Consider the following 12,823-nt stretch of genomic DNA (forward strand, 5'->3'; position numbering starts at 1 on the left):
CTGCTTACAACGGCTATATAAATTGAACGGCTTTTAATGAAACAATGCTAGGAGGAAAAGCGATGAGCAATGGTATTATTACTCAGGTATTAGGTCCAGTAGTAGACGTAAAGTTCGAAAACGGCCAATTACCACAAATATATAATGCGTTACGTGTTCGTAAAGAAGCGGGCGACGCAAACGAAGTAAACATTGATTTAACATTAGAAGTTGCTCTTCACTTAGGTGACGATACTGTTCGTACAGTTGCAATGGCTTCAACTGATGGATTAGTACGTGGAATGGAAGCAGTTAACACAGGGAAACCAATTTCGGTTCCAGTTGGAGACGCTACATTAGGACGCGTATTTAATGTGTTAGGTGATAACATTGACTTAGACGAAGAACTTGGAGAAGACGTACGTCGCGACCCAATTCACCGTCAAGCACCTAAATTTGAAGAATTAACTACAAAAGTAGAAATCCTTGAAACTGGTATCAAAGTAGTAGACTTATTAGCTCCTTACATCAAAGGTGGTAAAATCGGTCTATTCGGTGGTGCGGGTGTAGGTAAAACTGTATTAATTCAAGAATTAATTAACAACATCGCACAAGAGCACGGCGGTATCTCAGTATTCGCTGGTGTAGGTGAGCGTACTCGTGAAGGTAACGACTTATACCACGAAATGAGCGACTCTGGTGTTATCAAGAAAACAGCGATGGTATTCGGACAAATGAACGAGCCACCTGGTGCACGTCAACGTGTTGCCTTAACTGGTTTAACAATGGCTGAATATTTCCGTGATGAGCAAGGACAAGACGTGTTATTCTTCATCGATAACATCTTCCGTTTCACTCAAGCAGGTTCTGAGGTTTCTGCCCTATTAGGTCGTATGCCTTCTGCGGTAGGTTACCAACCAACTCTTGCTACTGAAATGGGTCAATTACAAGAGCGTATCACTTCAACAAACAAAGGTTCTGTAACTTCGATTCAAGCGATTTACGTTCCTGCCGATGACTATACGGATCCAGCACCAGCTACAGCGTTCGCTCACTTAGATGCAACAACTAACTTAGAGCGTCGTTTATCTGAGATGGGTATTTACCCAGCGGTAGATCCATTAGCATCTACATCTCGTGCATTAAACCCAGAAATCGTTGGTGAAGAGCACTATGAAGTAGCTCGTCAAGTACAATCAACTTTACAACGTTATAGAGAACTTCAAGATATCATCGCAATCTTAGGTATGGATGAGTTATCAGAAGAAGATAAATTAGTCGTAGCTCGTGCTCGTCGTATTCAATTCTTCTTATCTCAAAACTTCCACGTTGCGGAGCAATTCACAGGACAAAAAGGTTCTTACGTACCAGTTAAAGAAACTGTTAGTGGATTCAAAGAGATCTTAGAAGGTAAATATGATACTCTTCCTGAAGATGCATTCCGTCTTGTTGGACGCATTGAAGAAGTAGTAGAAAAAGCAAAAACATTAGTATAATAATTGTCTAATCGAAAGGCTTGTTCATCATTCTATTTGAATGAACTTGATTAGCTCACGAAGCTAGACAGGAGGAGTTCACTATGAAGACAATGAAAGTCAGTATCGTCACTCCGAATGGACCGGCTTATGAAGGCGAAACAGAATTCGTTAGCACGAAAGCAACTAGCGGTGAGCTAGGTATTTTACCTGGACACATTTCAACTGTGGCACCGTTAGCAACAGCACCTGTTAAAATTAAATCACCAGCTGGAACTGATTACGTTGCAGTTAGTGGCGGATTCATTGAAATTCGACCTGAAGCCGTTACAATATTGGCTCAATCTGCTGAAGCATCAACTGAAATCGACGTTGAGCGCGCAGTAGAAGCAAAAAAACGTGCAGAAAAACGTCTACAAGAAAGACGACCTGACACAGATATCAAACGTGCAGAACTTGCTTTACACAAAGCAATGAACCGTTTAAACGTAGCACAATATAAGTAATTAAAAATAGAGCCCTTTTTGGGGCTCTTTTTTTGTTGGATGGGAGTGGGGTTGGGTGGGGTCGTTAGTAGGATGATGGGTGCAATTAAGGATAATGAAAGTGCAAATAACTAGGTTGAGCGTGCAAATAAATTTAATTAAGTGAAGGAAAAACTGATCGGTGTAAATAAAATCATGAGTATCGACATTAACTCAAACAAGTGCGCAAATAAATTATGAAAACCGCAAATAAAATTGAAGAATCACAATTAAAAATTGAAAATAGCAATTAAAAATGGTAAACCGCAAATAAATTTTGTGAATCACAAATAAAAAAGCAAAATAGCAATTATTTATAAGGAAATCGCTATATAAAGTAGAAGAATCGCAAATAAAGTACATTACCATTTAAAATTAATCAAAAATTTTCCTTGTAGATTATTATTTTGACTAGATTTAGTACGATATTTCAAGAAAATTAATTAAAATAAGGCAATATTGCTTTAAAACATATAAAAAAACTGAAGAATAGATACCAATTCACTTTAACTTTTCACAATCAAGATTAGGAGGTGACACGGAAATTATGTCGAACTTTATCATAAAATAAAAAAGAGGTGATTAAATGATTTTGAAAGAAAGAACTGTTCCATTGACTATTAGGAAACTTGAAGCTCTACTTAGAAGATTACCCAAAGAACACAACCAAAGATTAAGAATAGAGGATGATTTTGCAAAATTTAAAGCGGGGTTTCATGGTGAAAAATCACTAGATTATCATTTGAGTTTTTTCAATAAAGAACGGTATATTATAATTCAAGATTTAAGATTGTTAGACAACGAAAAACGGTTTTTTCAAATCGATACAATAATTCTTTCACCAAGCTTTATTTTAATTATTGAAGTGAAGAATTTAGTTGGAATACTTTACTTTGATCAAAGTTTCAATCAACTTATTCGAATGAATGAGGGAAAGGAAGAAGCTTTCATGAACCCAATTATTCAAGTTGAGCGGCAAAAACGGCAACTTCGAAGTTGGTTAGAGCAAAATAAGTTTATGAATTACCCAATAATTCCATGGGTTGTATTAAGTAATTCTAAATCGATCATAAAAGCATCATCTAATGTAATACAGATTGCTAACACGGTTATTCATTCAGATTCACTCTACAGAAAACTTGAGGAATTAGAAAAAAAGTTGCATATAAACATTTTCACATCTAAAGAAATTCGTAAGTTAGCAAAGCTCTTAATAAAACAAAATCAACTACTAGATCAAAATATACTCGAGAAATACAATATATCTAAAAATGAATTATTGACTGGCGTAATTTGTGACAACTGTAAATTGTATTCTATGTTCAGAACTAAGGGTTCTTGGTATTGCCCGCAATGCTTCAACGTTTCAAAAGATGCTCATTTACATTCGTTATATGATTTTTATTTATTAATTGGAAATACCATTAAAAATAGCCAACTTCGCGAATTCCTACATATAACTTCAATATACTCAGCTTCAAGACTCCTCCGTAAACTAAACCTACCATCATCAGGAACAAAAAAAGACAAAACACACTATTTAGACGAGTTGTCACAGCAATCCTCTTTTTAGTTTAATTCCAATCCCGCTGTTGTTAAAACTCCATTTCTTGAGATTTTTAAAAGGTATTCTGCCATGTGTTTTTTTGTGTATGGCATGTCATTTTCAACCCAAAATGAAATTACGCTGAGGGTTGCGCCTGATATATAGCTTATTAGTAGGTCACCTGGTACAAGGTATTTATTCTTCTTTGGTTGTATGAATGCAATGCCTTTTTCGAACGTTGTTGATAATACTTCGTAAAGTTTTCTTCTAAAAATATTTGGTCCTTGTCGTTTTAGTAGGACTTTGTAGAAGTAACTGTTTTTTTCGATATGTTCGAATAGGTGGAAGTAGGATTTTAAGGCCATTTCATCGAGTGAGTTTGGGTTTCCGTCATAGTTACTAAAATCTACATTTTTCATGGCGCTGTCCAAATCAACTAGTTTTTCTCTAACGATTTGGCGGATCATTTGGTATTTGTCTTCGTAATGGCTATAAAAGGTTGCTCTGTTCACATTTGCTTTTTTAGTTATATCTTGTACACTAATCGCTTCAAATTCTTTATCTGATAGTAACGTAATTAATGCATCTTGTAAAAGTTGTCTAGTGCGAATGACACGAGGGTCAAGATTATTTTTTATGCTCATTTTAAAACTCCTTTATTAAATAACTTTAAGAAATCAAACAGTTAATGATAGAGTGTTGCTTAAACAACAATTTTTTAATTATTAACGGTTGAGTACGTTTATAAATCAATTATAATTAAAAACTATGAGAAGTAAAACGACAATGTGTTGCTTTACTTTTGTTACCTATATAGAGAAACGATTAAAAATTTAGGAGGAATTTTATTTATGGGGAACATGAAGAAAATGGTGTTTGTTAACATAATTACTTTAATCATATTAGTTGCTGGTGGATTTGCTGGTTATTACTATTATGATCAATCAACAAATTATATCAAAACTGATAATGCAAAAATAGATGGGCAACAAATTGTTATTTCATCTCCTGCTGCTGGTAAGCTTGAGTCATGGTCAGGTACTTTCGGAAAAACATTTTCACCAAATGAATCAATCGGGAAAGTTTTAACTGCGCCTCAAACTGCTGGAGATACTGCACATGAAGTATCAGTTTCAGTACCAACAAATGCTACGATTGTTCAAGCAAATGCAATTAAAGATCAATTGGTTGGAACAGGTTCAACTCTTGGTTATGCATATAACTTAGATAACCTTTGGGTTACTGCAAATATTAAAGAAACTGAAGTAGAAGATGTGAAAAAAGGTCAAGTGGTTGATGTGTATGTTGACGCATATCCAGATACTACTTTAACAGGTACTGTTGAATTTGTTGGATTAACAACTGCAAATACATTTAGTTTATTACCTTCTGGAAACTCTAATGCAAACTATACGAAAGTTGAGCAGGTTGTACCTGTAAGAATTGCTTTAGATCATAATAAGTCATTTGAAATTGTTCCAGGAATGAATGCTTCTGTTCGTATCCATAAGTAAGGAGGAATTTCTATGTCTACAGGAATGATCATAGCATATGGAGGGTTTTGCTTAATTGTTTTCTTTATTATTAATCGAATCGTATTAAGAAATAAAGAAAATGACCTAAAAATAGATAAAAGAGAAGAAATGGTCCAATCGGAAGAACCGAATAAAATAGAAAAAACTGAAGAAATTCAAAAGAAATCAATCCCATCTGAGTCAAGTGAAAAACAGAGCTTTAGCATGGGAAAAGTTTTGACAGTACTATTACTAGGAATGTTCGTGTCTATTTTAAATCAGACATTAATAAATGTTGCTTTACCTAAGTTGATGGCAGATTTTAATGTAACGACTTCGACCGCACAATGGTTATCTACTGGTTTTATGTTAGTGAATGGTATTTTAATTCCAGTCAGTGCTTACTTAGTTGATACATTCACTTATCGAAAATTATTTATCTTTTCAATGATTGCCTTTACAATAGGTTCAATTATTTGTGCTTTATCAGGAAACTTCCCAATTATGATGGCAGGTCGCGTAGTTCAGGCTGTCGGGGCAGGTATTTTAATGCCACTTGGTATGAATATCTTTATGACGATCTTCCCGCCTGAAAAACGTGGGGCAGCAATGGGATTAATGGGGATTGCAATGATTCTAGCGCCAGCTATTGGTCCTACAATAACTGGTTATGTAGTTCAAGATTATTCTTGGCATTTCTTATTCTACGGGATGGCAGTGTTAGGTGTCATTTCAATTATTTTGTCTAATGCTTGGTTTCACATTTCACGTAAACGTTCATTCCCAACTTTGGATATTTGGGGAGTAATAAGCTCGTCACTTGGGTTTGGAAGTTTATTATATGGATTCAGTGAAGCTGGTAATAAAGGTTGGGGTAGCACTGAAGTAGTTCTTTCTTTAGTAATTGCCTGTATCAGTTTAGGTTTATTTGTGTGGAGAGAATTAACTGCTAAACAACCTTTAATAAATTTAAAAGTATTTAAATCTTTCTCGTTTACTTACACATTATTAATTAACTTAATTGTTACGACTGCTTTATACGGGGGGATGATTTTATTACCTCTTTATTTACAAAACATTCGTGGGTTTACACCAATTAGAGCAGGATTATTATTGCTTCCTGGCTCATTGATAATGGGTGCGCTCGGGCCACTTACGGGTAAATTGTTTGATAAATATGGTATCCGTCCTTTAGCCATTTTTGGTTTACTTATTATGACATTTACAACTTATGAGTTCACTAAATTGTCTATTGATACACCGTATTTAAAAATTATGTTTTTCTATACTTTACGTTCATTCGGTATGTCATTTATTATGATGCCAATTATGACGGCTGGTTTAAATAAGTTACCACTTAAGATGATTTCGCATGGTACTGCAACTCAAAATACACTACGACAAGTTGCAGGTTCGGTAGGTACAGCAGTCCTTGTTACAATCATGACGACTCAAACGACAAACCACATGGCTGACTTTTCAAATGAAGTAACTTCAACGAATTCTTTCATTATGGATTGGGTTCATCAAACAGGCGCACAGTTAGCTGGCGCAGCTGGAGTAACGCCTTCTCAAGGTGGGGCTTTAGCAGTTACAACCCTTTATAGCCAGGCGTCTAAATTAGCATCTATCAATGGGATCAATGATGCATTTATTTTTGCAACTGTATTATCAGGTATAGCATTAGTGCTTTCATTCTTTATGGGAAGTACAAAGAGCAGAAAGATTGCACAACCTAAATCTAAATCTAAAAATCAAAATAAACAGCAATCTTCAGAAACGATTGCATCTTAAAAAAGAGCCAGTTCATGTATTGAACTGGTTTTTTTTTCGACAATTATCACTATATTTTAACTTGTGGGAATTGTGAATAACTTTCTGTGGATTTGTGGATAACTCTTATACTGATATACAATTTTAGTAACTGGTAATGACAATTGAAAGATTAGAAATTTATTAGAACGACATACATATAAGATAAATTAAGAATAATGGAATTTATTTTCCAACTATATCATTCAATTTTCAGATTAATGGCAATAAATATCGACACGTTTTTGTCACATTTGTTATAATGGATACGATTACAAAACTGAATAGTAAAAATTAATGAAAAATACATTATATTTATAATAAGTATATAATGTAGAGCTCTGTAGTTAGAGGAGGGACAAGTTTCGTGAATGCTTATTTAAATAATTATGTGATCGTAGTTGTGTTTCTAGTTATAGGAATTGCACTTCCAGTTGTCGCACTCTCGGTAATAGGTAAAATTTTAAGACCGAATGTACCAACTGAAGCAAAAGCAACGACCTACGAAAGTGGTATTGAACCATTTCATGATGCGAAGGTTCGTTTCCACGCTGGATATTACATTTTTGCACTATTATTCGTTATTTTTGATGTTGAAACTGTTTTCTTATATCCGTGGGCGGTTGCATATGATCAATTAGGGCTTTTTGCTTTTGTAGAGATGATTATTTTTATTCTTATGCTATTACTTGGACTTATTTATGCTTGGAAGAAGAAGGTGTTGAAATGGTTATGAAGTTAGATGGGATTTCTGTTGCTGAAATGGAAGAACTCCAAAAGAATATTTTTTTCACGACTTTGGAAGAAGTGAAGGCATGGGCAAGAAGTAACTCGTTGTGGCCATTAACATTCGGGTTAGCTTGTTGTGCAATTGAAATGATGGGTGTAGGTTCATCTCATTATGACTTAGACCGATTTGGATCATTTTTCCGTACTTCTCCTCGTCAATCTGACTGTATGATTGTTTCTGGAACTGTTACGAAAAAGATGGCGCCAATTGTTAAACGCTTATACGATCAAATGCCTGAACCAAAATGGGTAATTGCGATGGGCTCATGTGCAACTGCTGGTGGACCATATGTTAACTCGTATGCAGTTGTTAAAGGAGTGGACCAGATTGTTCCTGTGGACGTGTATATCCCTGGATGCCCTCCGAATCCAGCAGCTTTAATTTATGGTATTAACAAATTGAAAGAGAAGATTCGTTACGAAGCTAAAACTGGAAAGCAGGTGACGAATAAGTGAGTGAAGATAAGTCAAAAGAACAGTTAAAGAAAGAAGCAGCTGAGAGGGCTAAAGAAGCGGCTCGACGAAAAATGGAACAGTTGAAGGCAGAAAAGGAAGCTGCAAAAAATACTGAAGTTCAAAAAGAAGAAGTACCTGTAGTTGAGGAGCCTACTGTTGAAAATGAAGTTAAACAAGAGGAACCAGCTTCAGAAGATGAAAAAGCGAAAGCACTTGCACTAGCGAAAGCAAAAGCAGTGGCAGCGGCGAAGGCAAAGGCGGCAGCAATCGCAAAACAAAAAGCAGCAGAAGCAAGCGAACAGACTGAAGCAGAAGAGTCAGAGGAGCCTTCTGATGAAGATAAGGCAAAGGCTTTAGCAGCGGCGAAGGCAAAAGCAGTAGCAGCAGCAAAAGCAAAGGCAGCAGCAATTGCGAAACAAAAAGCAGCGGAATCAGGCGAACAGGCTCAAGCAGAAGAGCAAGAGGCGGCTTCTGATGAAGATAAGGCAAAGGCCTTAGCAGCGGCGAAGGCAAAAGCAGTAGCGGCAGCAAAAGCAAAGGCAGCGGCATTAGCAAAGCAAAAAGCAGCAGAAGGTGGAGAAGGTCCAACAGAAGGTGCAGATGATGAAAAAGCGAAAGCAATTGCAGCAGCAAAGGCAAAAGCAGTAGCGGCAGCAAAAGCAAAGGCAGCGGCATTGGCAAAACAAAAAGCAGCGGGTGGAGAAGACACTGCTGGTTCAGACGATGAAGCGGCAAAAGCAAAAGCGAAGGCGATTGCAATTGCGAAGGCAAAAGCAGCAGCAGCGGCAAAGGCAAAAGGTAAAACAGACGGTGGTAAAGAGGCTCCAGTTGAAGAAGTAAAACCTTCTCATAATCAATCTTTGTTAGATGAAGTAAAGGCACTGATTGAAAAAGAGTTTGGAGCGGATGTTATTGAGGAAGCAATTATTAATACGCTTTCTAAACATGATCCAACTTTTACAATTAAAAGGGATGCTTATTTTAAAGTAGCACAGTTCTTAAAGAGTAATGAACAGCTACAATTTACTTATTTATCTGGATTACACGGAACTGATTTTGTTGAGTACATGGAAGTTTACTCTTACATATATTCATATGAACGTAAACATGGAATCGCTTTAAAAGTAAGAGCAGACCGTGAACAACCTATTGTTGATAGTATTACTCCAATATGGGAAGGTGCAAACTGGCCAGAGCGTGAGACTTACGACTTACTTGGTATTCAGTTTGAAGGACATCCAAAGTTGGAGCGTATATTGCTGCCAGATAATTGGGTTGGCTATCCACTAAGAAAAGATTACGTTCAATTTGACGAGGGGGTGTAGGATAAGCCATGATTCGTACGGAAGAAATGCTATTAAATGTCGGACCTCAGCATCCAAGTACACACGGTGTATTTCGTCTTGTGTTAAAGATTGATGGAGAGATCATTAAAGAAGCGACACCTGTCATCGGTTATCTACACCGTGGTACAGAGAAAATCGCTGAAAATCTTCAATATACACAGATTATTCCATATACAGACCGTATGGATTATCTATCAGCAATGACAAATAACTATGTTATCTGTCACGCTGTTGAAACAATGATGGATATTAAAGTTCCAGATCGCGCAGAGTATCTACGCGTTATTTCAATGGAATTAGGGCGCGTTGCTAGTCACTTAGTTTGGTGGGGTACAAACCTTCTAGATATTGGGGCAGTAAGTCCATTCCTTTATGCTTTCCGTGAGCGTGAAATGATTATCAATCTATTAAACGAACTTTGTGGAGCGAGATTGACTTTTAACTACATGCGTGTTGGTGGGGTTAAGTGGGATGCTCCTGAAGGTTGGATTGAAAAAGTAAAAGAATTTATTCCTTATATGAGAGAGCAATTAAAAGGATATCACGATTTAGTTTCCGGTAATGAAATCTTTATTAATCGTGTAAAAGGTATTGGTGCATATTCACAAGAAGATGCAATTAATTTTTCATTAAGTGGTGCAAATCTTCGTTGTACTGGTGTTAAATATGATCTACGAAAAGATGCTCCATACTCTATTTACGATCGCTTTGATTTCGATGTCCCAGTGGGAACAGTTGGCGATGCATGGGATCGATATATGTGCAGAATGCTAGAAATTGAAGAGTCATTAAAGATTTTAGAACAAGCTGTTGAACAATTTCCTGCTGAAGGTGATATTTTAGCAAAAGTTCCTAAAATCATCAAAGCCCCAAAAGGTGAAGGATACGTTAGAATTGAGTCACCGCGTGGAGAAATTGGTTGCTATATTGCAAGTGATGGAAAAAAAGAGCCGTATCGTTTGAAGTTTAGACGACCATCTTTTTATAACCTGCAAATTCTTCCAAAGTTATTAAAAGGTGAAAACATCGCAAACTTAATTACTATTTTAGGTGGTATTGATATTGTACTTGGGGAGGTAGACGGATAATGATAGAAAATCTTCTACAAAGTACACCGTCTTGGATAAATTTTCTCATCTATTTAGGTTTAGGCGTTATTTTTCTATTTGTAGTTTTAGGTTTCGTAACATTTGGAATCCTATCAGAACGTAAAGTAATGGGTTTCATGCAAGGGCGTATTGGACCTAACCAAGTTGGTGGACGATATGGTTTACTTCAAACTGTTGCTGACGTATTAAAACTACTTTTAAAAGAAGATACAATTCCGAAAGCGGCAGACAAACCATTATTTATACTTGCACCGATCATCGCATTTGCACCAGCGTTTATGGTATTAGCAACTCTACCTTTCACAGAGAACTTACAGTTTGCTGATATAGGTGTTGGATTACTTTACTATATTGCTGTTTCAGGATTAACAACAGTTGGTGTTGTCACAGCGGGTTGGGCTTCAAATAACAAATACTCACTTATTGGTGGTATGCGTGCAGCAGCACAGATGATTTCATATGAAATTCCGTTAGTAATGAGCGTATTAGGTGTTATTTTATTAACTGGAAGCTTGAATTTAAATGATATTGTTAATGCACAAGATAATGTATGGTTCATTGTAACTCAGCCGATTGCTTTTATCGTTTTCTTAATTGCAGCTGTAGCTGAATTAAACCGTACACCTTTTGACTTACCAGAGGCTGAGTCAGAGCTTGTAGCAGGGTATCATACAGAGTTTTCAGGATTCCGTTGGGCATTCTTTATGCTTTCAGAGTATGTTTACTTTTTTGCAATGTGTTCGTTAATTACGATTCTATTTTTAGGCGGATGGAAACCAATTGCGGGTCTAGACTTTATTCCTGGAGCTGTGTGGTTCTCTTTAAAATTTAGTGTAATTTTATATTTATTAATTTGGTTCCGTGTAACGTTCCCACGTTTACGTGCTGACCAATTAATGGAGTTCGGTTGGAAGGTATTATTACCAGTTTCATTAGCTAATATTTTAATAACTGCATTAGTAAAAAGCTTGTTCTTCTAAACAAATAGACCAATCTAAAGGGGTGTGAGTCATGATTGGGTTAGTAAAAGGTTTAAAATATACTCTTCAAAATTTAACGCGCGAGAAAGTGACGTATGATTATCCAAATCAGCCGATTCCGTTACCAGATCGTTTTCGTGGAATTCAAAAGTTTTATCCAGAAAAATGTATTGTTTGTAATCAATGTTCAGCAATTTGTCCAACAGACTGTATTACATTAACTGGAAAAAAACATCCTGATCCTACGAAAAAAGGAAAAATTATCGACACATACGATATAAATTTCGAAATTTGCATTCTATGTGATTTATGTACAGAAGTTTGTCCAACAGAAGCGATTATTATGACAAATAACTTTGAACTTGCTGAATATTCACGTGATGAATTGTTTAAAGACCTTCAATGGCTTGATGAAAACGATCAAAACATTCGAAAGGAGAATAAAGCATGAGTGGTTTTGTAGTTGCTTTCTTTCTTCTTTCTTTATCAGCCATTTTAGGTGGCGTAATGATGTTAAACTCAACGAAAGTTATGCATATGATGCTTTCACTTGTATTAACATTTATTAGTATTGCTGGGATTTATGTCCTTCTATCAGCTGAATTTGTAGCTGTTGTTCAAATTCTTATTTATTCAGGTGCAGTAACAATCTTAATGATTTTTGGAATCATGTTAACGAAACATGATATTGAAAGTGAAAAACCAAAAAGAAATTGGAGAAATATTGCGGCATTAATCGGTATTGTTGCATTTGGAGTCGTTATGTTTTTAGGTGTAAATGGACTTTCAATCGACGAATCAGATGTTGATTTAGCAACAAATAATACGAAAAATATTGGATTACAATTATTTACAAATCATATCGTGCCATTTGAAGTAATGTCTGTTTTATTACTAATTGCTTTAGTAGGTGCGATCATTTTAGCAAAATCAGATGATTCAAAAGAGGAGGGTACGAAGGAATGAGTTCAGTTCCAATTAATGCTTATCTTCTTTTAGCGCTAATATTATTTTGTATCGGATTATATGGTGCATTAACAAAACGAAATACAGTAATCGTGTTAATTTGTATTGAGTTAATGTTAAATGCCGCAAATATTAATTTAGTAGCATTTAGTAAGCTTGGGGTAGCACCGTCGTTAACAGGGCAAATTTTTTCATTATTTACGATTTCAGTTGCAGCGGCTGAAGCTGCAGTGGGCGTGGCAATTCTAATTGCATGGTATCGTCATCGTCAGACAGTCAATATCGATGAAGCTGATTCATTGAAAAGATAAATAGGAGGTGGAATTT

14 protein-coding genes are annotated in these 12,823 nt (G+C 36.0%); 13 read left to right on the forward strand and 1 reads right to left on the reverse strand.

All coding sequences use genetic code 11. The features are described from left to right. Positions 1-62: 62 nt before the first annotated feature. The 3 genes from atpD (at position 63) to BM319_RS21240 (ending at position 3,551) form a co-directional block, all read left to right on the forward strand. Complete coding sequence (atpD, locus tag BM319_RS21230; protein WP_025568604.1) at positions 63-1,475, forward strand: F0F1 ATP synthase subunit beta; 1,413 nt, start codon at positions 63-65, stop codon at positions 1,473-1,475. An 83-nt stretch (positions 1,476-1,558) separates the two neighbouring features. Beyond that, positions 1,559-1,960 carry a F0F1 ATP synthase subunit epsilon gene (locus BM319_RS21235; protein ID WP_025568605.1) on the forward strand — a complete coding sequence of 134 codons (402 nt, stop codon included), beginning with the start codon at positions 1,559-1,561 and terminating at the stop codon, positions 1,958-1,960. A gap of 604 nt (positions 1,961-2,564) precedes the next feature. Further along, positions 2,565-3,551 (forward strand): nuclease-related domain-containing protein, encoded by a 987-nt coding sequence (locus BM319_RS21240; protein ID WP_091024586.1) that lies wholly within the window; start codon positions 2,565-2,567, stop codon positions 3,549-3,551. Here BM319_RS21240 and BM319_RS21245 read toward each other — a convergent pair. Further along, on the reverse strand, positions 3,548-4,168 hold the full coding sequence (locus BM319_RS21245; RefSeq protein WP_025568608.1) for a TetR/AcrR family transcriptional regulator: 621 nt from the start codon (positions 4,166-4,168) through the stop codon (positions 3,548-3,550). The two genes, BM319_RS21240 and BM319_RS21245, sit on opposite strands and share 4 nt — an antisense overlap. Before the next feature lie 225 nt (positions 4,169-4,393). Between BM319_RS21245 and BM319_RS21250 the strand changes: the two genes are divergently transcribed. The 10 genes from BM319_RS21250 to nuoK all read left to right on the forward strand — a co-directional run bounded on the left by BM319_RS21250 (position 4,394) and on the right by nuoK (position 12,807). Beyond that, positions 4,394-5,038: an HlyD family secretion protein gene (locus tag BM319_RS21250; RefSeq protein WP_483295418.1), complete on the forward strand. Its 645-nt coding sequence runs from the start codon at positions 4,394-4,396 to the stop codon at positions 5,036-5,038. A 12-nt stretch (positions 5,039-5,050) separates the two neighbouring features. Next, the gene (locus BM319_RS21255; protein ID WP_025568610.1) at positions 5,051-6,832 is read left to right on the forward strand and encodes a DHA2 family efflux MFS transporter permease subunit; all 1,782 of its coding nucleotides are present in this window, start codon (positions 5,051-5,053) and stop codon (positions 6,830-6,832) included. A gap of 385 nt (positions 6,833-7,217) precedes the next feature. Next, positions 7,218-7,586, forward strand: coding sequence for an NADH-quinone oxidoreductase subunit A (locus tag BM319_RS21260; RefSeq protein ID WP_056469320.1), 369 nt, complete (start codon positions 7,218-7,220; stop codon positions 7,584-7,586). After that, the gene (locus BM319_RS21265; RefSeq protein ID WP_056469321.1) at positions 7,577-8,095 is read left to right on the forward strand and encodes a NuoB/complex I 20 kDa subunit family protein; all 519 of its coding nucleotides are present in this window, start codon (positions 7,577-7,579) and stop codon (positions 8,093-8,095) included. The genes BM319_RS21260 and BM319_RS21265 overlap by 10 nt, the downstream gene beginning before the upstream one ends. Further along, entirely contained in the window at positions 8,092-9,420 is a 1,329-nt protein-coding gene (locus BM319_RS21270; RefSeq protein WP_091024588.1) for an NADH-quinone oxidoreductase subunit C, read from the forward strand. The genes BM319_RS21265 and BM319_RS21270 overlap by 4 nt, the downstream gene beginning before the upstream one ends. A gap of 8 nt (positions 9,421-9,428) precedes the next feature. Then, complete coding sequence (locus BM319_RS21275) at positions 9,429-10,529, forward strand: NADH-quinone oxidoreductase subunit D (protein WP_025568980.1); 1,101 nt, start codon at positions 9,429-9,431, stop codon at positions 10,527-10,529. After that, entirely contained in the window at positions 10,529-11,530 is a 1,002-nt protein-coding gene (gene nuoH, locus BM319_RS21280) for an NADH-quinone oxidoreductase subunit NuoH (RefSeq protein WP_025671809.1), read from the forward strand. Before BM319_RS21275 ends, nuoH begins: the two co-directional genes overlap by 1 nt. 31 nt (positions 11,531-11,561) lie before the next feature. Next, a complete protein-coding gene (nuoI, locus tag BM319_RS21285; RefSeq protein WP_025568978.1) occupies positions 11,562-11,981 on the forward strand; it encodes an NADH-quinone oxidoreductase subunit NuoI in 420 nt (139 codons plus the stop codon). Next, positions 11,978-12,496, forward strand: coding sequence for an NADH-quinone oxidoreductase subunit J (locus BM319_RS21290; protein ID WP_069033743.1), 519 nt, complete (start codon positions 11,978-11,980; stop codon positions 12,494-12,496). The genes nuoI and BM319_RS21290 overlap by 4 nt, the downstream gene beginning before the upstream one ends. Beyond that, positions 12,493-12,807, forward strand: coding sequence for an NADH-quinone oxidoreductase subunit NuoK (nuoK, locus tag BM319_RS21295; RefSeq protein WP_025568976.1), 315 nt, complete (start codon positions 12,493-12,495; stop codon positions 12,805-12,807). Before BM319_RS21290 ends, nuoK begins: the two co-directional genes overlap by 4 nt. The last annotated feature ends 16 nt before the right edge of the window (positions 12,808-12,823 follow it).

The organism is Bacillus sp. UNCCL81 (assembly GCF_900112535.1).
Lineage (GTDB): Bacteria > Bacillota > Bacilli > Bacillales > Bacillaceae_G > Gottfriedia > Gottfriedia luciferensis_B.